A 20,910-nucleotide genomic window follows, 5' to 3' on the forward strand; every position below is an offset into this window, starting at 1 on the left:
TTCGGCGCCCCACCGCGCGGCGGGGCGGCTCCCGCGTCACGGGCAGCTGGGATTGTCGCGGTTGAACGAGCCCAGCTTGAGGAACTCGTCCTCGGGCAGCTTCATGGTCTGGTTCACCTCGGGGACGACCTTGAGCAGGCGCTTGAACAGCGTCCCGTCCTCCTTCTTCTCGACCACGGTCAGGTACGAGTCGGCGACGGCGTTGCGGTTCTTGTCGAGCTTCACCTTGCCGCTCGGCGCCTCGAACTCGAGCTTGGCCAGGGCGTCCTTGAGCTTCTGCTGGCCGTTCGAGAGGTCGCCGCCGGCCTGCTTCAGGGCGAGCAGGGCCGCCTTCATGTTCGTGTAATACGAGTGGAGGGTGCCCGAGGGGAACTTGTAGGCGTCGGGGAACTTGGCCCGGTACGCCTTGACGAACGCCTGCCACGCCTCGCTCGGGTTGTCGTCCGCGATCGGCACCCCGGAGATGGTCCCGACGAGGTGCTCGGCGATATCCCCCTTCGAATCGAGGACCATCTGGTCGACCGTGCTCGAGCCGCCGATGAGGGGCGCCTTCCCGCCGAACTGCTTGTATTGCTTGAGGAACGTCAGGGCGTCGGCGCCGCCGAGCGCCACGTAGATGGCGTCGATGTCCTTCGGCAGCGACGAGATCACGGAGCTATAGTCCTTGGTCCCGAGCGGCACCCACAGCTTCTTCGGCACGCGCCCGCCCACGTGGCAGAACTCGGCCATGAACCCGCCGACCAGGGTGTACGGGTACGAGTAATCCTCGGCGAGGGTCGCGACCCGCTTGTAGCCCTTCTCCTTGAAGGCGTAGCTCCCGACGCCGGTCATCCACTGCGCGCCGTCCGGCGAGAACCGATAGAAGTTCGGCGCCTGGTCGCGGAGCGTGATGTCCTGCGCCGCGGCGCTGCCGTTGACGAACACCCGCTCCGGGTGGCTCTTCGCGAGATCGCGGACGGCGAGCCCCTCGTCCCCCGACAGCGGGCCCACGATGAAGTCGACCTTCTCCTGCTCGATGAGCTTGCGGGCGGCGTCCCGCGCGACGTTCGGGGTCGCGTCCGAGCTCTCCTTCACGAGGACGATCTTCTTGCCGGGGATCGCGCCGCCGAGCTCGTCGAACGCCAGGTCGACCCCCCGCATCGCCTCCTCGCCGAGCGAGGCCAGCGGGCCCGTCATCGTGGCGATCACGCCGATCTTGATGGTGTCGGTCTTCGCCGGATCGGCCTTGGCCTGGCCGTTCTTGGCCTGCTCGGCCGGCGGCGCGACATCGTTCTTCTGCGGACTCCCGTCGTCGCAGCCCCACAGGAGCCCTGTGCAGGCGAGCAGGGCCGCCGCCGTCGACATCCGCCCACGAGACCTCGTCAGGCTGCCAAGGAAGCGCATCGAACCCTCCGTCTCCCTCCCCAACGGTGATCCCGGCGAGCCGATCTCGACGAGCCGACTGGGAACCATCGGAAAAGACCCATAACACGGCACAGCGCGCCGGGGGTATCTGTTTGGAACGGACGGGTGCGGGCTGGTCGGAACGCCGCGGCGGTGGCGCCGGGAGGTTTGCCGTGTGCCGGTAATGCGATAAATGTTACAAATCGGATCGTGGCTTCAGAGCACCGGCGTGCCCGGCGCCGCGTCCTCGACCGTGATGGTGCGGACTCGCCCCTCGACCTCGGCGGTGAGCAGCATGCCCTCGGACACGAGCCCTTTGCCGAAGTCGCGCGGCGGCAGGTTGCAGAGGACGACGACCCGCGTGCCGACCAGCTCTTCCGGGGCGTAGCTCGCGGCGATGCCCGAGATGATGCGCCGGGGAACGCCGTCGCCGGTATCGACCCGCAGATCGAGCAATCGGTCCTTCTTCTTCACGCGCTCGGCGCTCGTGACCACGCCGATCCGGAGATCCAGCCGGGCGAAGTCGTCGAAGGGCACGGGGCCCTTGCCCTGGCGCGCCGGCTGGGCGGCCGCCCCGGCGCCGCCGTTCGCCTCGGGCGCGGCCTTGGCCTCCGGCGCGGCCTTGGCCTCGGGCGCGGCCTTGGCCTCGGGCGCGGCCTTGGCCTCCGGCGCGGCCTTGGCCGCCGGCGCGGCCTTGGTCGCCTCGGCGTCCGCCGGCGGCGGGGCGAACCGGGCGAGCAGCTCGGCCTCTTTCTCCTTCTCGAGGCGCGGGAAGATCGGTGAGCCCTTGCGGAGCTTCTCGCCGGGCGCTCGGGCAGCGGGGAGCTCCGGCCACTGGTCGTTGCCCGGCTCGGGCGTGATGGGCGGCAGCCCGAGCTGCTCGCGCATCCTGCTCGCCACGACGGGCATCACGGGCGAGATCATCACGCTGATCGCCCCGAGCTGCTCGATCAGCGTCGCGACGATCGTCCCGAGGCGCCTCGGATCGGTCTTCTTGGCCACCCACGGAGCGGCCTTGTCGACGTAGAGGTTCGCCGCCGCGACCGCCGTCCAGATCGCGTCGAGCGCGCGCGTCGGCTGGTGCCCGTCGAACGCCGCCGCCGCCGCCGCCGAGGCCTGCCGGTGCGCGCTGGCGAGCTCCTCCTCGAGCGGGCCGAGCTCCCCCTTCTCGGGGACCTCGTCGGCGAACGGGAGCACCCGGTTCAGCAGGTTGCCGAGCGCGTTGCCGAGCTCCGAGCCGTACCGGGCCAGGAGGTCCTGGATGCTGAAATCGCCGTCCTGACCGAACGAGATCGCGCGCATGAGGCAATAGCGCACCACGTCCACCCCGACGGGCGGCGCGCCGGCCGCGGCGCCCGCGCCGCCGGGGTGGGCCGCCGCCGCCGCCTCGGAGAGGGCCTCCGCCACCTCGACGGGGCTGATGGTGTTGCGCAGCGTCTTCGACATCTTCTGGCCGCTGTAGGTGAGGAACCCGTGGGCGAGCACCTGGCGCGGCAGCTCGGCCTCGCCGTAGCCGGCCGAGAGCAGGAACGCGGGCCAGTAGACGGCGTGGAAGCGGAGGATGTCCTTGCCCATGAGGTGCACGTCGGCCGGCCAGAAGCGCGTGTTGTCCTCCGGCTCCTTGAGCGCGGTGAGGTAGTTCGCCAGCGCGTCGAACCAGACGTACATGACGTGCTTCGGGTCGCCGGGGACGGGGATGCCCCACTGGAACGTGGTGCGGGAGACCGACAGATCCTGGAGCCCCTCGCGCACGAAGCTCGTCACCTCGTTCAGGCGGCTCGCCGGCTGCACGAAGGTGGGGTTGCGCCGGTAGTAGTCGAGCAGCGCGTCTCCATACTTGGAGAGGCGGAAGAAGTAGCTCTCTTCCTTGACGCTCTCGGCGGGCCGGTGGTGCAGCGGGCAGACGTTGCCGGGCTGCTTCAGGTCCTTCTCGGTATAATACGCCTCGCACCCGACGCAGTAGAGCCCCTCGTAGTGGCCGAGGTAGATGTCCCCGCGCGCCTGGATGCGGCGCCACAGCTCCTGCACGGCCTTCTTGTGGCGAGGCTCGCTCGTGCGGATGAAGTCGTCCGGAGCGCAGCCGAGCTTCGGCCACGTGGCGCGGAAGGCCGCGGAGATCTCGTCGGCGTGGACGCCCGGCGCGAGGCCGCGCGCCTCGGCGGCGCGCTGGATCTTGAGGCCGTGCTCGTCCGTGCCGGTGAGCATGCGGCTCTCGTGGCCGCGCACCCGGTGATAACGGCACAGCACGTCCGCGGCGATCGTCGTGTAGGCGGTGCCGAGGTGCGGGACGTCGTTGATGTAATAGATGGGCGTCGTGACGTAGAAGCGGCTCGCCATGGGAGCGCTCTCTTACCATGGGGCGCTCTCCCGCGGCGAGGCGGCGAGCGGCGCGCGGCGCGTGGCGCGCGGACGTCTGGGGCGCGCCGGCCCTCGAGGGAGCGGCGCGCCCGGCGGCCTCCGCGCCCGGGCGCGTTCGAGGAGCCAGCGGGCCCCTCTTCGAGGCGCGGGGGGCCCGTCGGCGGCCTGCGCCGCGGCGCGCCGCGCTCCCTGCGCGCGCGCGGGGCGCGTCTCAGATCAGCGCGTCTTCAGGGAGCTCCGCCTGGTGCAGGATGCCGTCGGTGAACACCTGGCCGTCGAGCTCATAGTACGAGCGAAACTGCACCTTGCGCGCGTCCGGCCGCGGCGACACCGACCCTGGCGTCGCCGTGGATCCCTGGAAGATCTTGCCGGTGAAGATATACTGCTGGACCGGGCCGAACCCGGCATAGGCCAGCGGGAGCGTCTCGGCGTGGATGAGCGCGTCGCCGCCGTCGAACACGTGGACATCGATCCACGCGTTGGCGCCCCACGCCGTGTGGCTGACCCACGCGACGAGGTTGAGGTGCGTCTGGATGTCCTTCCCGACGCTCGGCCCGTCGGCGGGCCTCGGGAACGCGTTGAGCTTCGAGACCTGGGCGGTCTGCACGTTCGTGATGTCGGCCCGCGCCTGCGCCCCCGCGCGGTAGACGACCGGCTGCGCCGGGCTCCGCGGCGGCGGGCCGCCGACGTCGAACCAGTAGTTCTCCCCGAAGCGGCTGTCCCACGCGTCGCAGCGACGGCTGGTCTGAGAGAAATGGTGAAACCACATCTCCACCCGCGTGGCGTCGTCGGGCACGGCGAGCTCCAGCGGCGCGGCCCGGTGCGCGACCACGGGCCCGGGCGGCCTGCCCTCGGCCCGCACCTCCTCGACGACGCTCCCCTGCACGATCTCGCCGCGGGGGTGGAAGCGGACGTAGGCGACGATGTCGCCGATCTTGGCGCCGCGCCAGGTCGTGAAGCAGCGCGATAGGCGGCTCATGTCGTATTCGATCCTGAGCGCTCCTCGGCGCTCGATCTCGCCCTGCTGCGCGTGGATCCAGTCGGGGAAGAACTGGAGAACAGCGGCCTTTGCCATGGGATCCTCCTCGGATGGAGAGGTACCGAGGACCGGGGCGCGGACGCAAGCGCGACGCCGTCATCGCGCGGTCATCGCGCGGTCATCGTATGGGCGTGGGCTCCGTCGGGTCGTTGCTCGTCATGCCCGCGGTCGCGCTCGGCGTCGCGAACACGCCGTGCACCTCGTCCGTCGGCGCCCACTGACCAGCGTTCATCAGCGCGCCCCCCGTGATCTCGGGCGGCGGTCCGGGGCGCGCCTGCACCTCGTCCGCGTGGACGCACACGTTGACGTGCACGCGCGGGTCCGCGTCCGGGCGCTGCGCCAGCGCCTCGTGGAGCGACGCGGCGGCGTCGAGCGCCATCCGCCGCGCCCGCCGCTCCTCGGCCGCGGTGGCCGGGAGGAGGCGCACCCCGAGCACCTCGTTGCTGGTGAGCGACGCCAGGATGAAGCCCGCGCGCGAGAGCCGCGCCTCCGCGAGGTCGAGCACCTGCCCGATATCGATGGCCAGCGCCTCGTCGAGCTCGTCCGCGCCGCCGCGCGTCCGCACCTCCAGGTAAACCGCCACCGCCGGGTGCGTCGGATCAGGGCCGCCCGGCGAGACCGACGCCGGCCCGCCGATGGCGTCCCGGAGCGCGCTCATGAGCTCTTCGACCGAGCTGTAGCGCCGCTCACGCATCTTCTCCATGCACCGCAGCACCACCGCGTCGAGCTCGGGAGGCAGCGGGACCCGCACGCTCGGGGGCAGCGGCGTCTCCTCCAGGTGCTTCCGCACCATCTCGTCCGTGTCGGTTGTGTGGAATGGTAATCGGCCCACCAGCATGCGATGGAGCAGCACCCCGAGCGCGTAGATATCGACCCGCGCATCGATGGGACCGCCCAGGATCTGCTCAGGCGCCATGATCGATGGCGTCCCGGGCATACGTCCGGCGGTGGTGAGCCAGGTCGAGCTCTCCTCGGGGGCCATCATCTTGGCGATGCCGAAGTCGAGCAGCTTCACGGTGCGCGGCTGGCCCGAGCAGATGAAGATGTTGCTCGCCTTGACATCCCGGTGGATGATCCCTGCAGCGTGCGCCGCCCCGAGCGCCGCGCATACCGGCTCCATCAGCTCCAGCACGTCGCGGAGCCCGAGCCGCCTCTCGGCCTTGATGAGCGCGTCGAGCGTCTGGCCCTCGAGGTGCTCCATCGCGTAGAAGGGCCGGTGATCGTCGATCTCGCCGACCTCGTAGATCTCGACGATGTTCGGGTGGGAGATCCTGCGCAGGGCCTCGATCTCCCGCGCGAACCGATCGAGCACGCGGGTGGAGTGGACCACCGCCTCGTTCAGCACCTTGACAGCGGCGCGCTTCCCCGTGTGGAGGTGCCGCGCCGAGAACACGGCGCCGCAGCCGCCCTTGGCGATGAACTCCTCGAGGACGTACTCGCCGGCCATCGTGCCCGGCGGGAGCTCGCTGTGGGCGATAAGCCTTTCAGCATACAGCAAGGTCCTGGTCTCGTCGTCTTCGTCGGTCATGTCGCCTCTTCGCCTGGTGTGTTCCCGTCGCACCACCTGCGCGCGTGTTGCGTACGCCGCGTACGCCGCGTACGCCGCGCGCGCCGAGTGAATCGTGTGAGTGGCGCGCGTTCAGCTGAGCGATAGTTTTTTGATCGGGTGAGAGTTTTTTATGAAGTTTTATCAAGGCATATACAGGAGCGTTTCCAAATGGTAACTTAAACTTTCCCATAGCTCGACCTCGTTTCGAAAACTCAGCGATGAAAGGGAGAGACCGTCATGGAACTTTACTGTACGCGTCTCGCAGCACTCCTCGTCGTACCTCTGGTCACCACCGCCTGCATCGGCGCCGAGCTCGATGCTGAATCGGACGCGCTGCTCGATGAGGCCGAGAGCGCGCTCGAGGCGGACAACGGCTATCTTCCGAACGCGCTGAGCCCGAACGCGCTGAGCCCGAACGCGCTGAGCCCGAACGCGCTGAGCCCGAACGCGCTGAGCCCGAACGCGCTGAGCCCGAACGCGCTGTCAGCCATCAAGAATCCGGGGGCGGGCGGCGCCCTGTCGAGGGAGCTCCTGCGCTACGTCGTCAGCTGTGCGCTGCGCCCCGACCAGACGTTCTCGTTCTCATGGACCGACGCCAACGGGGTCGTCCACCCGGAGGTCTACCGCGGCGAGCTCGGGTACGCGTCCTGGTGGACGACCACCCCCCTCGGCACCGCCAACTCCAACAACACCTATGTTCAGGGCCAGATCACGGCCTGCCTCGCCGCGCGGATGAACTGGTACGGTGTCTCGGTGAGGATCTCCCTGCGCAACAACGAGATGAACTCGACGCCGGAGGAGCGCGCGGCCTTTCCGGTGAGGGAGGGCGCGTTCTGGGGCAACGTGCTCTCCACGGCGGAGCCGCCCTTCCTGCGGGCCTGCTACTCACCAGCAGGCGTCGCGCGCGCGCGCCAGCTGCAACGTGAATGTGCGGCAGGTCACATCAACGTCGACCCGGTGACCGGGGCCACAACCGTTCAGCAGTGTGGTTCCATGCAGATCGTGGGATCCTGCGATACGGTGTGCAACGGGACGGACTACACGAGCGGCTTCTACAGGGGGTGTCTCTTGAATCCTTCGGTCTCGCCGTGGGTGCGCACGGACGTCGTGATGACCACGTTCTTGCCGCCTGCCCCCTCGCAGTAGGGGTCTGAATGCGCTCGGAAGCCCTGCGTGGCCAGGAGCCGGAACGCCCGCCCCACGAAGCGCGGCGCTGTCCGGCGTGCGGGCGCCGGAACCAGGGCGCGTGCCCCGAGTGCGCGCCGTCCGAGCGGCCGCCGCCCGGCCAGTCGAGCATCCCGCCGGACATCACGGAGGTCGTCCCCGTCTCCTTGCCTCGCTTCCCCGGCTACTGGACCCGGAGGACGCTGGGGCAGGGCGGCTTCGGCCTCGTCGTCGAGGCCGAGCCCGAGGGGGGCGGTCCGCGCGTGGCCATCAAGCTGGCGCGCGCGGACCGGCGCGACGCGGCCCAGCGCCTCCGGGCTGAAATCGAGGCGCTCTCGTCCGTCGGCGCCCCCCACGTGCCGGCCGTGCACGCGTGGGGGGCGCTGGACGACGGCTCGCCCTACGCGGTGATCGAGCACATCGCCGCGCCCACGCTCGCCGCCCGGCTCGCGGCGCGCCCCGCGCCGCCGCTCGAGGAGGCCGCCCGGCTCGGGCTCGCGACGCTCGCGACCCTCGAGGCCGTGCACGCCCGCGGCTACGTGCACTGCGACCTCAAGCCCGAGAACATCCTCGTCGATCAGCGCAAGGCGACCCTCATCGACTTCGGCATCGCCCGCGTCGTGGGGCGGCGCTACGACGGGCAGGGCGAGGACCTGGCCGTCGGCACGGCCGAGTACATGGCGCCGGAGCAGTCCGCCGGGTGGGCCGATCTCGACGCGCGCGCCGACATCTACGCGATGGGCGTCATCCTCTACGAGCTCTTCGCGGGCCGGCCCCCGTTCTGGGGGCCGCGCGCGGCGGTGCTGGAGGACCACCGGAGCCGCAGGCCGCCGCGCCTGTCGGCCAGCGCGGCCGTGCCGCGGGCGGTCGAGGAGGTGGTGCACCGCTGCCTGGCCAAGGAGCGGAGCGAGCGGTTCGCGAGCGCGACCGAGCTCCGCGTGGCGCTGGAGCGCGCGCTCCGGGACGAGCGCACGGCGGGCGAGCGCGAGGCGCCGCGCTCCGTGGCCGGCATCGAGCGCCGCGTGATGGGGCTCCTGTTCTTCGAGAGCGCGTCCGATCGCATCGCCGTGCAGCGCAGGCTCCGGGCGCTCGGCGGCGAGCTCGCGCACGCCTCGGGCGCGCGTTACGTGGGCGTCTTCGCCCAGGAGGGCGCGGCCAGCCCTGCCCGCCGCGCGCGGCGCGCGGCCGACGAGCTGCTGCGGCGCGGGGTGTGCGCGCGGGTGCTCATCGATCTCGCGCCGGTGTCGATCCAGGCGCGCGCGGACGGGACGCGGCGTCTCCTCAGCCCGCTCTTCTCGCGCGCCGAGCGGTGGCCCTCCGCCTCCGGGCCGACCGGGCCGTTCCTCACGCCCGAGGCGTCGGCCGCGCTCCCGGAGGCGCCGCACGCCCCGCCGGCCGACGAGCTGCCGCCGGGCATCGAGGACCAGTCGCGGGAGGCGACGCGGCCCGACGCGTTCGTCGGCCGCCGCGACATCCTCGAGCAGCTCCTGCAGAGCGCCGAGGAGGCGCTCCGCCTGAAGCAGCCCACGGTCGTCTCCCTGACGGGCGGGCCCGGCCACGGCAAGAGCAGCCTCTTCGCCGAGCTCGTCCGGCGGCTCCGGGAGCGCCTGCCGCACGCCCACATCATCGATCTCCGGGGGCACGAGCCGACGAGCGCCGCCTCGGACGCGACGCTGCACGAGCTCGTGCGCGAGGCGCTCGGCGTGCCCGAGGAGCCCCCGGAGAGCGGCGTCCGCGCGGCGCTCGCCGAGCGGCTCGGCCCCGCGGTCGGCGAGGAGCTCTGCTCGGGGCTCGCGATGGCGCTCGGGTGGGTGGACGAGCAGACGGGCGTCGAGATCTTCCCGGAGCTCGAGGCGCTCCGGGCCGCGCCCGGCGCGCTGCACTCGGCGCGCGTGCGGGCCGCGGGCGAGTGCCTGCGCCGGAGCGCGGCCGCGGCGCCCGTGCTCGTCGTCCTCGACGACGCGCACTACGCCCGCGACGCGACGCTCGCGGCGCTCGAGTACGCGGCGCTCGCGGACGAGGCCACGCCGCTGTGGATCTGCGCGGTGGGGCGCCCGGCGTTCGCCGAGGCGAACCCTTCCTGGGGCGCGCGCGCCGCCCGGCGCGAGGCGCTGCGGCTCGAGCCGCTGGACGACGAGAGCGCGCGGGCGCTGTGCCGGCGGCTGCTCCTGCCCGCGCGGGACGTGCCGGAGCCGGCGATCGATCGCCTGCTCGAGCGCTCCCAGCGGGTGCCGCTGATCCTCGTGGAGCTCGTGCACGGGCTCAAGCGCGAGGGGATCCTGCGCCGGCACCGGCGGGGCGACGCGTGGTACCTGGCGACCGACGAGCTCGACAGCCTGCCTGCCTTGCCCGAGCTCGATCCGCTGGCGCAGGCGGAGATCGAGGCGCTCGGGCCGGCGCTCGGGGCGCACGCGCGGCTCGTCTCGCTGCTGGGCGCCGAGGTGTCGATCGACGAGATCGCGGGCGTGCTGCGCCAGCTGGATCTCCGCGGCGACGGCGCGGCGTTCCCGCTCGACGCGCGCGTCGGGACCGAGCGGCTGCTCCGGGCGGGCGTGCTGGTCGACGAGCGGAAGGGCCGGCTGCGCTTCCGGCACGCGATGGTGCGGGAGGCCGTCGCGCAGGACGTCGCCGAGGCCGAGCGGCGGCGGATCCACCTGGCCGCGTACGAGCACCACCGCGAGGCGGCGCACGAGGGCCGGGACCAGCGGCGGCACAAGATCGCGCACCACGCGGCCGAGGCGGGGCTCGCGACGGTCGCGGAGGAGGTCTACCTGGAGCTCGCCGAGCGGGCGCGGGCGCGCCACGCCTACGTGGAGGCGGAGCTCTACTACAGCCGGGCGCTCGCCCAGCCGGTCGAGGAGCGCGGGGCGCGGCGGAGGGCGGCGTACCGGGGCCGCGGGCTCATGCGCTACCGGCTGGGCCGCTACCACGACGCGCTCGGGGATCTCGATCGCGCGCGCGCGATGGCGGTCGAGGAGGGCGACGTGACCGAGCAGATCGAGATCCTGCTCGACGAGGCCACGGCGCTCGACTGGATGGATGACTACGGGCGATCGAAGCAGCGGGTGGAGGAGGCGGGGGCGCTCGCTCCGGGCGATCTGCCTCCGGCGCTCGCGGCGCGCCTGTCGATGGCGGTGGCGCGCTCGCTCCACCGCGACAGCCGGGAGGAGGAGTCGGCGCAGCAGTTCGAGCGCGCGGCGGCGCAGGCCGAAGGGCTCGGCGACGAGGGGTACGAGACGCTGGTGGTGTCGTTGCTCCTCCTCGGCTTCATCTATCCGGGGCTGGGGAAGCTGGACGAGGCGGGCGCGGCGCTGGAGCGGGCGATCCGCATGTGCGAGGAGCGCGGCGATCTGCTGCACCTCGGGCCGGCGATCAACGGCCGGGCGCTGCTCAGGGCCTGCCAGGGGGACAGCGCGGCGATGATCGCGGACCTGTGCCGCCTGCTCACCATCGCGCGCCAGCTGGGCCTCGGGATGCTGGAGCTCGTGAGCGAGTTCAACCTGGGCGAGTACCTTTACCTGATGGGCGATCTGGACGCGGCCACGCCCCACGTGGAGCGGACCGTGGCGCTGGAGCGCCAGCAGCGCGGGGACGAGGCGCGGGCGGTGGTGCACCTCCTCCAGGCGAGGCTGCTCCTTTACCGCGGCGAGGAGGGCCGGGCGCGGGAGATCATCGAGGGGATCCAGGCGCAGCAGGCGAAGGCCGCGGCGGCGGGGCGCGAGGACGCGGCGATGGCGCCCGCGGAAGAGGTGCTCTGGTCGATGATCGACCTGGCGACGCGGGACGCGAGCGACGAGGCGTGGGACGAGCTCGAGGAGCGGTCGGCCCGCCACTCGGTGGGGCAGGAGCAGATCGAGGTCATCGAGGCGCGCGCGCGGGCGCGCTCGCGGCGCGGCCTCCACGAGCAGGCGAAGGCGGCGCTCGAGCGGGCGATCGAGGCGGCGGGGAGGATCCCCAACGTCATGCGGGAGCGGCTCGAGCGGCAGCGAGTGGCCTAGCTCCGCGCGCCAGACATCCCGTCAGGAAAACCGTCCCGCGCTCTCCTGCCGCGCTCTTCTGCCGCGCTCTCCTGCGAGAGCCGCGCCCAGATTCGCCCGCGCGCCGACCAGACAGCCCTCGCCGCAGGCGACGCGCGAGACGAGTTTGCGCGCGCACGCAAATTCTTGCTCGCCGACACGCCGCTTCCATCGCGACCCGAGGGCGCTCGGTCGCCTTTGGTGATCGCACCGTCGGCCGTGGAGAGACGGCCTCGCCCTGTTGGCGAGGGTGGCACGGCACCTGCACAAGTCGGTGCAGATGCGGCGCTCGACCAAGCGAGCGCGATAATCCGTAGGCCGATCAACGTGGACCGCACAGGGCGCCCGCCGGTGGTGATTTAGCCGGTGCGTGGAGATCTTGAGCGGTGAAGCCGACGGCCGGTGAAACCGCCGGCGTTCGACGGCGAGCGCAGCGATTGAACGGCTCATGAGTCCCGGAGAGATCGATATGATTGTGGTTGGAATTAGCAATAACGATCTGGCTGGCGCCTGCCTGGTCAGGGATAACAATATCGTCGCTGCGGTCAGCGAGGAGCGGTTTACTCGCAGGAAGGATGACAAGGTCTGGCCGGCGCGCTCGATCGCCTATGTGCTGGGCGCTGCCGGGCTGCGCCTGGAGCAGGTAGACTACATTGCATACGGCTGGAATGCCGGCTTCAACGCCGATAAGCACCTGCCGCTGTACTTCGACCGCATCGTCGAAGAGGCCACCCAGAATCCGGCCGGGTTGGTGCATGTCCGCAGGCGCATCACCGACGAGATCCACAACGACAAGGCCAAGCGCCTGGAGTTCGACACCTTCTTGGCCGAGCGCGGCTTGCGCGACAAGGCGATCTACCTCGACCATCACGAGTGCCATGCTCTGGGCGCCTTTGTGTGCTCACCGTTCGAGCGGGCGCTCGTGCTCACCTGCGACGGTCGTGGCGATTACCAGTCGCTGACCGTCAGCCGCTACGGCCCAAACGGCAGTACGGTGCTACAGCGTGAAACCAGCATTGACAGCCTGGGTTACTTCTATGGCCGAATCACCCGGCTGCTCGGCTACACGCCGAACCGCCACGAGGGCAAGATCACCGGCCTGGCCGCCCACGGCGACCCGGAGAAACTGCTGCCATTGATGCAACAGATGATCGCCTTCACAGACGGCAGGATCCGCGCCCGCTGCGGCGAATTGTACCAGCCATCCTACGACGGTTATAGCGACCGGCTCAGAGCGCTGCTGGCCCAGGAAAAGCCGGAGGACATCGCGGCTGCGGCGCAGCGCCATACCGAAAACCTGCTGGTCGATACGGTTCGCCATCACCTCAATCGCGACGGGGATGAAAACCTGTGCCTCGCTGGCGGAGTGTTTGGCAATGTGAAGATCAATCAGCGCCTGCGTGAGATTCGCGGAATTGATAATGTCTACGTGCTGCCGTGCATGGGTGATGGCGGCCTGGCGCTGGCGGCCGCGGTCGGCGCTGCCTACCTCAAGCGCGGTAGCCGATTCTCCACCCCGTCGATGGCGCTGGGCCCCGATTCCGGCGACACGCGAGCCACCCTGGCTCTGCTGTCGGGCGATTATCCGGAGCTGAGCTATCACCGGCCCGACAACATCATCTCCAGCCTCGTCGAGGCGCTGGCCCATGACCAGGTGCTCGGCATGGTCAAGGGGCGGATGGAGTTCGGGCCGCGCGCGCTCTGCAACCGGAGTATCATCTATCACGCCGCCGACAAGAGTGTGAACGACTGGCTGAACGCTCGGATGCATCGCACCGAGTTCATGCCGTTCGCACCGGTCAGCGCCGTCGAGCATGCCGCCCAAAGCTATATCGGCTGGAAGCCCGACCAGGTAGCGGCCGACTTCATGACGATGACCTACGAGTGTCACCCTGAGTTCAGCCGAGCCTGCCCGGCAGCGGTGCACATCGACGGCACCGCCCGTCCGCAAATCGTGTACCCGCAGAGCGACCCGTTCATGCACCGGCTGCTCACCGCCTGGCATGCCCGTACGGCCCAGATGGCGCTGATCAACACCTCGTTCAACAAGCATGAGGAGCCGATTATCAGCAGCGCTCGCGACGCGTTTGATGCGCTGCGAGCTGGCATGGTTGACTTCGTGGTGATAAACGAGCAGATACTGGTGTGGAAGAGAGGCCGCAACCGCTTCGCCAGGCAGTATTTTGAATAGGCCCTCCGCGGCGCGGGCGGATCCCACCGCACATCCGTCCGCCCGCCATCGACCCCACCCGATGTACCGGATCTACCTGTACTACTTCGCGGCAGAAGGCATTCTCTATCCTTTCTGGCCGACGTGGCTCAGGTCGCTCGGTTATCGCAACAGCGATATCGGTCTGTTCATCGCCGCCGCCTACTGGCCCCAGGTCCTGGTCGGCTTCTTGCTCGCCTACCTCGCCGACTGGCGCTTTGGCCAGATGCGTCTCGCGGCGGCAGCGGCGCTGCTGGCGACGCTGTGCATGCTGCTATTTTACCTGCCGCACCATGTCGGCCTATATCTGCTGCTCACCATCCTTTACGGGGGACTGTGGACAGCGGTGCTGCCGCTGGGTGAATCATATCTGCTGGAGCTCGACAAGCAGGCGCTTCACGACTACGGCCTTATCCGCGCCGCGGGCTCGCTGGCATTCGTGCTGGCGTCCATCGGTGTAGGCAGCTTGCTCGAGCGCTTTGGCCAAGGCCTGGTGCCCGGCCTGGTGGCGGCCTGCATGCTGCTGACCGCGCAGACCTGTTTCAGCATAGCCGCACAACGCCGCGTGAGTGGGTCGGTGTGTCCGGTCGCCAAGCGGCCAGCCCCTGACTGGCGGCAGCTGCGCAACGCGCCGCTGCTGCTAACCTTGGCCGCCGCAGGCCTGATCCAGCTCAGTCACTGCCTGTACTTCTCGACAGCGTCCAATATGTGGAGCGCCGCTGGCTACTCCCCGCCGCTGATCGGCGCGTTCTGGGCAGTGGCAGTGATAGCCGAAATTAGCTACTTCGCCCTGTCGGCGCGGGTGATGCGGAGCATCGCCCCGCTGCAAGTGATCGTGTTGTCCGGGCTGTGCGCCGTGCTGCGCTGGCTGCTCGCCGCGCTGGGCGGCGGACTGGTGTCAATCCTGTCGGGTCAGCTGCTTCACGCCGCCAGCTTTGCCGCTTATCACGCTGCGCTGATGCGCTATCTTCGCGACCACTCTCCCGAGGGCGTGCGCACGCTAATTCAAGGCCTCTACTACTCTCTAGCAGTGGCGCTGCCAATGGGCATCGTAACCCCGCTCGCCGGCTGGCTGTTCGACGTCAGCCCGAGCCGGGCCTATCTATGTATGGCGCTGATCGCCCTCGGCGGCACCGTCACAGCCTATTTGGCCAACCAACGAACAGGAGCAAAGGATGACGCGCGCGCGGTTCTCCGCCGTCCTTTTTGATATGGACGGCGTGCTGCTTCAATCTCGTCAGGTGATCGAACGCGCTTGGACCAGCGTGGCGCGCGCTTACGGCATTACCCTGACCGAGGCCTGCATACAGGCGCACATCCACGGGCGACCGGGCAGTTACACGCTAGACGCGCTGTTTGGCAGGGTCTCCGAGGCCGAGCGCCAGGCGATCAAGCAACGTGTCGACGCGGAGGAGGAAACCGCCCCTTGTGCCCTGGTGCCGGGCGTCGCCGAGCTGCTGGACGCCTTGCGCCATGCCCGGGTGCCGCTCGCGCTGGTGACGAGCAGCTGGCCGGCACGGATCGGCTACGTATTACGACAGCACGATCTGAGGAGCGCCTTTGCCACCGTGATCAGCCGTGACGACGTGGCGCTCGGTAAGCCGCACCCGGACAGCTACTTGCTGGCGGCTAGGCGGCTGGAGGTGCCGATCGCAGAATGTCTGGTGTTCGAGGATTCCGAGAGCGGGGTCAAGGCGGCGGTCCAGAGCGGCGCCCTGTGCGTCGGCATCGGCGGCGATCCGACCCTGCTGCGGCACGGCGCCAGCGCGATCTATCAAGACTTCCACGGTCTCATACCGCAGTTTGCCGACGTGCCAAGTCATTATGTCGAACTACGCGAGCCTGCTGCCCTGGTCGTGGTGAAAAGCGCGCGATCGTGAGGAGCCCGAAAAGGAATCAACGAGCATGTCGCGTGGACTCACACGGCTCGATCGCGCAGGTCTCGCGGGTGATGTACCGGAGCCCGACGAGATCACCGTTCACGATCTCGACGTGATGGGGGCGCTGCCGCCGGAGCGCGCGCCTCCCACGTGCGCCGCGCCAAGCAACTCTACCCCGACGGCTTCAGCGAGGGCAGGGGCGGCCGCACCTACCGCTATACCAGCACCCAGCCCTCCGTCCTCAAGGCCTCCCCCTCCGACTGACGGCGGATGGATCAGCCCAGCGATCACCCCCTCATGAAGATCCCGTGAGCGCACCGGCAGCTCCTCGTCCGCTGGCAGGCTGAACCGCTCGATAGCGATCTCGATTGCGAGCACGTGGCTCACTCTCCCTGCTCGAGCTTTCCCTTCACCAGGAGCAGCCGTGCCGCGCAGGTCGCGCTCGCGCGGGTGCCCGGCGAGGCCCAGCACCAGCAAGACGGTCGCTCGACGCGTGCAAAGCGCGCGAGACCGTGTCACGGTAGGTGTCCGCCGCGCAGAGCTCGATGCTGAGGACCCCGCGTACGACAGGCCACCTCCTCTTCCTGCTGCTCCTCCTTGTCGCCGCGCCGGTCCAGGCCGAGGAGGGCGAGGGCGCGCCGGGCTCGGCCGTGCCCGCGCCGAGCGCAGCGCCTGCGTCCGCCGCATCGAGCGCAGCGCCTGCGTCCGCCGCATCGAGCGCAGCGCCCGCGGCCGCCGCGCCGGCGAGGGAACACGTCTCCACCGGGCGGCGCGCCCTCGCCGCGGCCGGCGCGGTGGTCCCCGGGGTCGTCGCGCACGGCACCGGGCACTTCCTCCTCGGCGAGGCGCGCACCGGCTGGATCCTCCTGGGGCTCGAGGGCGCAGGGGCCGGGCTCGCCGTGGGCGGCCTCGCGGGCGCGGCGGTCTCCGGGGCCTCGCGGCGCGTCATCGCCCCCATCGTGCTCACCACCGTGACGGGCGCAGGCCTGTTCGGGATCTCCCTCCTCGCGGACCTCTATGGCGTGCTCGCCCCGGAGGGCGGCACCGGCAGCCCTCCCCGGTCGCTGCCCTGGGTCGAGACGCAGCTCGGCATGGCGTACGTGTACGACCCCACGTTCGCCTACCGCACGTTCCTCGTGCCGGGCATGGATCTGCGCCTGCGCTCGCTCCGCCTCTCGGGCTCAGGCTGGTTTTCCCTGAACGACGACAACGCGCGCCTCCGCGCCGAGGCCGCGGTCCGCTTCCTCGGCCCCGGCACGCCGGACGGCCCGCGCGCGGCCGACGGCTCGTTTCTCGAGCTCGAGGGCGCGCTCACCCATCATCGCTACACCTCCGACGACTTCTCGATCACCACCGGAGAGGTCACCCTCCAGGGCCGGCTCGATCTCGCCCACATCGGGCGCACGCTGCGGGGCTCGTTCGCGGAGATGGGGTGGGGGATCGCGATCGAGGCCTACCGCTACGGCCGCCGCCCGTTCGAGGGGAACGAGCTCTTGATTCCCCATTTCGCCTTCGGCATGTACCTCGGGCACGCCGGATATCCGCGCGGCGAGGCCAAGGTGTTTTACGACCACCGCCACGACGGGTATGCCGGCGGCGCGAAGATCCCCGGCCTCGGCAGCGGCGTCCCGGGCCACCTCGGCCTCGAGGGCCGGCTCTACGCCTCGCCGCGCTGGGGCCTGCTCGCCGACGTGGAGGCCGGCTCCGCGTACGTCGGGCGCCTGTCGTTGCTCTTCCGCCCTGGAGGCTCGCCATGATCCCGAGACACGCTCTCCTCGCGCTGCTCGCCCTCACCGCGCCGCTCACCCTGTCTTGCCTCGACGTCGCCGAGGGCCGCGCGCGCCGCGACCTGGAGGTGGGGAAGGCCTCGCGGGGCCAGGCGCGCGTCGCCGTGGACGAGGGGCTCGCGGCGATCCGCCGCCTCGAGCCGGGCGCGCTCTCGCTCTGGGCGAGCGCGCCCGCGCTCTCGATGCGCCTCACCGACGAGGCGGGCGGGCCGTGGACGATCACGATCGAGAACATGCTCGCCGACGCCGAGCTCTCGGCCCGCGTCGGCGACGAGCGCGTGCCGGTGGAGCTCGTCGAGGCGCCGTTTCCGACCCAGCGCACCTTCCGCCTCTCCCTGCCGCCCGGCGCCGAGGCGGCGCTCTCGCTGCGCCCGCCGGACGAGGCGCGGCTCGAGCCGTGGCGGTTCGCGGTGTTCGCCGACGTCCAGGAGAAGATCGACAGCGTTCAGGACATCTACGCGAAGATGAACGAGGCGGAGGGCGTCCGCTTCGCGCTCATCAGCGGCGATCTCACCTCGCGCGGCTCGCCCGAGCAGCTCGAGCGGTTCCAGCGCGAGATGAAGACGCTCCGTTTCCCGTGCTATGCGACGCTCGGCAACCACGAGCTCGGCACGCGGGACGACCTGTATCACGAGTGGTTCGGCCGGGGGAACTTCAGCTTCCCGTTCCGGGGCGTGCAGTTCACGATGCTCGACTCGGCGAGCGCGACGATCGATCCGCTCGCGTACGGGTGGCTCGACGGCTGGCTCGCCGAGGGGCGGGAGCGCCTGCACGTGGTCACGATGCACCTCGCGCCCCTCGACCCGGTGGGCTCGCGCAACGGCGCGTTCGCGAGCCGCGCCGAGGCGAACAAGCTGCTCACGATGCTCGCGGACGGGCGCGTGGATCTCACGTTCTACGGCCACATCCACTCGTTCTATGCGTTCGAGAACGCGGGGATCCCGGCGTACATCTCGGGCGGCGGCGGCGCGATCCCCGAGCGGCTCGACGGCATCGGGCGACACTTCGTCACGGTGGACGTCGAGCCTCCTGGAAGGATTGCGCAGGTCGCGGTCGTGCGCGTGGATTGAGTCGAGTCGCCCCGCTGTCCATGGCCCGCCGCGGCGACGCGCCGCGAGCCGTCGACCGGGGCGGGCGCGAGCGCCGGCGCCCGCGCTATCCTCGGCCCCCATGACCTCCCCCGAGACGCTCGCCGCGCAGGCGCGCCACTTCATCGACGACGCGACCGGCGCGGTCGTGCCGCCGCTCCACGCGAGCACGACGTACGCGCGCGACGAGGGCTATCGCCTGCCCGCCGCCCACGAGTACACGCGCGACGACAACCCGACGTACCGCGCGCCCGAGGCGCTGCTCGCCGCCCTCGAGCGCGGCGCCGACGCGCGCCTGTTCGCGTCGGGCATGGCCGCCGCGACCACGGCCGTGCAGGCGCTCGTGCGGCCCGGCGCGCGCCTCGTCGCCTCGCGCGCGATGTACCACGGCCTCCGCCTCTGGATGACCGAGTGGTGCGCGACATGGAACGTCGATCTCGAGCTCGTCGACGCGACCGACCTCGACGCCCTCCGCGCGGCCGTGCAGCGCGGCCCGACGTCCCTCGTCTGGATCGAGACGCCCGCGAACCCCACCTGGGACGTTGTCGACATCGCGGCCGCGGCCGACATCGCGCGCGCGGGCGGCGCGCGGCTCGCCGTCGACTCGACCGTCGCCACGCCCGTCCACACGCAGCCGCTCGCCCTCGGCGCCGACCTCGTGATGCACGCGGCCACGAAGGCGCTCAACGGCCACAGCGACGTCCTCGCCGGCGCGCTCGTGGCCGCGCGCGACGACGAGGCATGGCAGCGTATCCGCCACCTCCGTCACGTGCAGGGCGCGGTCCCCGGCCCGTTCGAGGCGTGGCTCCTCCTGCGGGGCATGCGGACGCTCTTCGTGCGCGTCGGCCGGGCGAGCGGCACCGCTCTCGCGCTCGCCCGCCGCCTCGCGGCCCACGGCGGCGTCGAGCGGGTGCTGTACCCAGGGCTCGAGTCCCACCCGGGTCACGCGGCGGCAGCGCGGCAGATGCAGGGCGGGTTCGGGTCGATGCTCTCCATCCTCGTGCGCGGCGGCGCCGAGGACGCGCTCCGCGTCGCCGGCCGCGTGAAGGTCTTTCTCCGCGCGACCTCCCTCGGCGGCGTCGAGAGCCTGATCGAGCACCGGGCGACCGTGGAGGGCCCGCGGACGCTGGCGCCGCCGAACCTGCTCCGGCTCTCGATCGGCCTCGAGTCGCTCGACGACCTCTGGACCGATCTCGACGAGGCGCTCCGGGCGCGCTGACGGCCGCCGACGGCGCTGACGGCCGCCGAGGGCCGCGGGGTGAGCTCGGCCGCCGCGCCGGCGTCATTGATGAACCGCATTCACAGATCTTCGTCTCCGAGGGCCGATTGTGCGCTGCGGCCGCCGGGTGCACCTTGCGACGCGTGACGGGGACCTCTGCCGGTCCCCGCGAGGAGAACGCCATGCGCGCCGTAGGACTCCACCGTTACCTCCCGATCGATCACCCCGAGAGCCTGCTCGACGTCGAGCTTCCGGAGCCGGAGCCGGGGCCGCGCGACCTGCGCGTGCGGGTGCGCGCGGTCGCCGTGAACCCGGTCGACGTGAAGGTCCGCTCGCCGAAGCCCCGGGTCGAGGACGCGCCGCGCGTGCTCGGCTGGGACGCCGCCGGCGTCGTCGAGGCGGTCGGCGCGGAGGTCACCGCCTTCCGCCCGGGCGACCGCGTGTACTACGCCGGGAGCATCGCGCGGCCCGGCAGCAACGCCGAGGTGCACCTCGTCGACGAGCGCATCGCCGGGCCGATGCCGCGGACGCTCGGCTTCGCCGACGCGGCGGCGCTGCCGCTCACCGCGCTGACCGCCTGGGAGGGGCTGTTCGAGCGCCTCGGCGTCGAGCCCGACGGCCGCGACGCCGGGCGCACCGTGCTCGTCATCGGCGGCGCCGGGGGCGTGGGCTCGATGGTGGTGCAGCTCGCGAAGGCCGCCGGGCTGCGCGTGGTCGCCACCGCGTCGCGCGAGGAGAGCCGGGCGTGGGCGGCGCTCCTCGGCGCCGACGTCCTCGTCGACCACCGCGCGCCGCTCCGCCCGCAGCTCGAGGCGGCGGGCATGAAGAGCGTGGAGCTGATCTTCAACACGCAGAGCACCGAGGCCTGGTGGGACACGATGGTGGACGTCGTGGCGCCGCTCGGGCGCATCGTGGGCATCGTCGAGACGTCGGGGCCGGTCGACCTCGGCAAGCTCATGTCGAAGAGCGCGAGCTTCTCGTGGGAGCTGATGTTCACGCGATCGCTCCACGGCACCGAGGACATGGCCGCGCAGCGGGAGATCCTCGCGCGCGTGGCGGCGTGGGTGGAAGCGGGCCGCCTCCGCACCACGCGCCGCGAGCACCTCGGCCGGATCGACGCGGCGAACCTGCGCGCCGCGCACGCGCGCCTGGAGTCGGGGCAGACCGTGGGGAAGATCGTGCTGGAGGGGTGGGGCTGACCGCGCGGCGGGGCGGGCC

The 20,910-nt window shown here is 71.1% G+C and carries 13 protein-coding genes; 9 read left to right on the top strand and 4 right to left on the bottom strand.

Annotated elements, in window-relative coordinates; translation table 11 throughout:
- Positions 1-36 precede the first annotated feature (36 nt).
- The 4 genes from WME83_RS00795 to WME83_RS00810 all read right to left on the bottom strand — a co-directional run bounded on the left by WME83_RS00795 (position 37) and on the right by WME83_RS00810 (position 6,308).
- Complete coding sequence (locus WME83_RS00795) at positions 37-1,344, bottom strand: ABC transporter substrate-binding protein (protein WP_437317347.1); 1,308 nt, start codon at positions 1,342-1,344, stop codon at positions 37-39.
- A 255-nt stretch (positions 1,345-1,599) separates the two neighbouring features.
- Positions 1,600-3,720 (bottom strand): methionine--tRNA ligase, encoded by a 2,121-nt coding sequence (gene metG, locus WME83_RS00800; RefSeq protein WP_437317348.1) that lies wholly within the window; start codon positions 3,718-3,720, stop codon positions 1,600-1,602.
- A 232-nt stretch (positions 3,721-3,952) separates the two neighbouring features.
- Positions 3,953-4,816, bottom strand: coding sequence for a DUF6209 family protein (locus WME83_RS00805; RefSeq protein WP_437317349.1), 864 nt, complete (start codon positions 4,814-4,816; stop codon positions 3,953-3,955).
- Positions 4,817-4,898: 82 nt separating this feature from the next.
- Positions 4,899-6,308, bottom strand: a complete 1,410-nt coding sequence (locus WME83_RS00810) for a serine/threonine protein kinase (RefSeq protein ID WP_437317350.1) — start codon at positions 6,306-6,308, stop codon at positions 4,899-4,901.
- Positions 6,309-6,566: 258 nt separating this feature from the next.
- Between WME83_RS00810 and WME83_RS00815 the strand changes: the two genes are divergently transcribed.
- From WME83_RS00815 to WME83_RS00855, 9 genes are all read left to right on the top strand, one after another.
- Positions 6,567-7,475: a hypothetical protein gene (locus WME83_RS00815; protein ID WP_437317351.1), complete on the top strand. Its 909-nt coding sequence runs from the start codon at positions 6,567-6,569 to the stop codon at positions 7,473-7,475.
- 8 nt (positions 7,476-7,483) lie between these two features.
- The gene (locus WME83_RS00820) at positions 7,484-11,491 is read left to right on the top strand and encodes a serine/threonine-protein kinase (protein ID WP_437317352.1); all 4,008 of its coding nucleotides are present in this window, start codon (positions 7,484-7,486) and stop codon (positions 11,489-11,491) included.
- Between the two features lie 487 nt (positions 11,492-11,978).
- Positions 11,979-13,700, top strand: coding sequence for a carbamoyltransferase family protein (locus WME83_RS00825; RefSeq protein ID WP_437322143.1), 1,722 nt, complete (start codon positions 11,979-11,981; stop codon positions 13,698-13,700).
- A 61-nt stretch (positions 13,701-13,761) separates the two neighbouring features.
- Positions 13,762-14,928, top strand: a complete 1,167-nt coding sequence (locus WME83_RS00830; RefSeq protein WP_437317353.1) for an MFS transporter — start codon at positions 13,762-13,764, stop codon at positions 14,926-14,928.
- The gene (locus tag WME83_RS00835; protein WP_437317354.1) at positions 14,894-15,598 is read left to right on the top strand and encodes an HAD family hydrolase; all 705 of its coding nucleotides are present in this window, start codon (positions 14,894-14,896) and stop codon (positions 15,596-15,598) included. Before WME83_RS00830 ends, WME83_RS00835 begins: the two co-directional genes overlap by 35 nt.
- 545 nt (positions 15,599-16,143) lie before the next feature.
- Positions 16,144-17,355 (top strand): hypothetical protein, encoded by a 1,212-nt coding sequence (locus WME83_RS00840; protein ID WP_437317355.1) that lies wholly within the window; start codon positions 16,144-16,146, stop codon positions 17,353-17,355.
- The gene (locus tag WME83_RS00845; RefSeq protein ID WP_437317356.1) at positions 17,352-18,455 is read left to right on the top strand and encodes a metallophosphoesterase family protein; all 1,104 of its coding nucleotides are present in this window, start codon (positions 17,352-17,354) and stop codon (positions 18,453-18,455) included. Before WME83_RS00840 ends, WME83_RS00845 begins: the two co-directional genes overlap by 4 nt.
- Before the next feature lie 100 nt (positions 18,456-18,555).
- The gene (locus tag WME83_RS00850; protein ID WP_437317357.1) at positions 18,556-19,692 is read left to right on the top strand and encodes a trans-sulfuration enzyme family protein; all 1,137 of its coding nucleotides are present in this window, start codon (positions 18,556-18,558) and stop codon (positions 19,690-19,692) included.
- Positions 19,693-19,874: 182 nt separating this feature from the next.
- Complete coding sequence (locus tag WME83_RS00855) at positions 19,875-20,891, top strand: zinc-binding alcohol dehydrogenase family protein (RefSeq protein WP_437317358.1); 1,017 nt, start codon at positions 19,875-19,877, stop codon at positions 20,889-20,891.
- Positions 20,892-20,910 lie beyond the last annotated feature (19 nt).

The sequence above is a fragment of the Sorangium sp. So ce385 genome (assembly GCF_051474135.1).
Lineage (GTDB): Bacteria > Myxococcota_A > Polyangia > Polyangiales > Polyangiaceae > Sorangium > Sorangium cellulosum_D.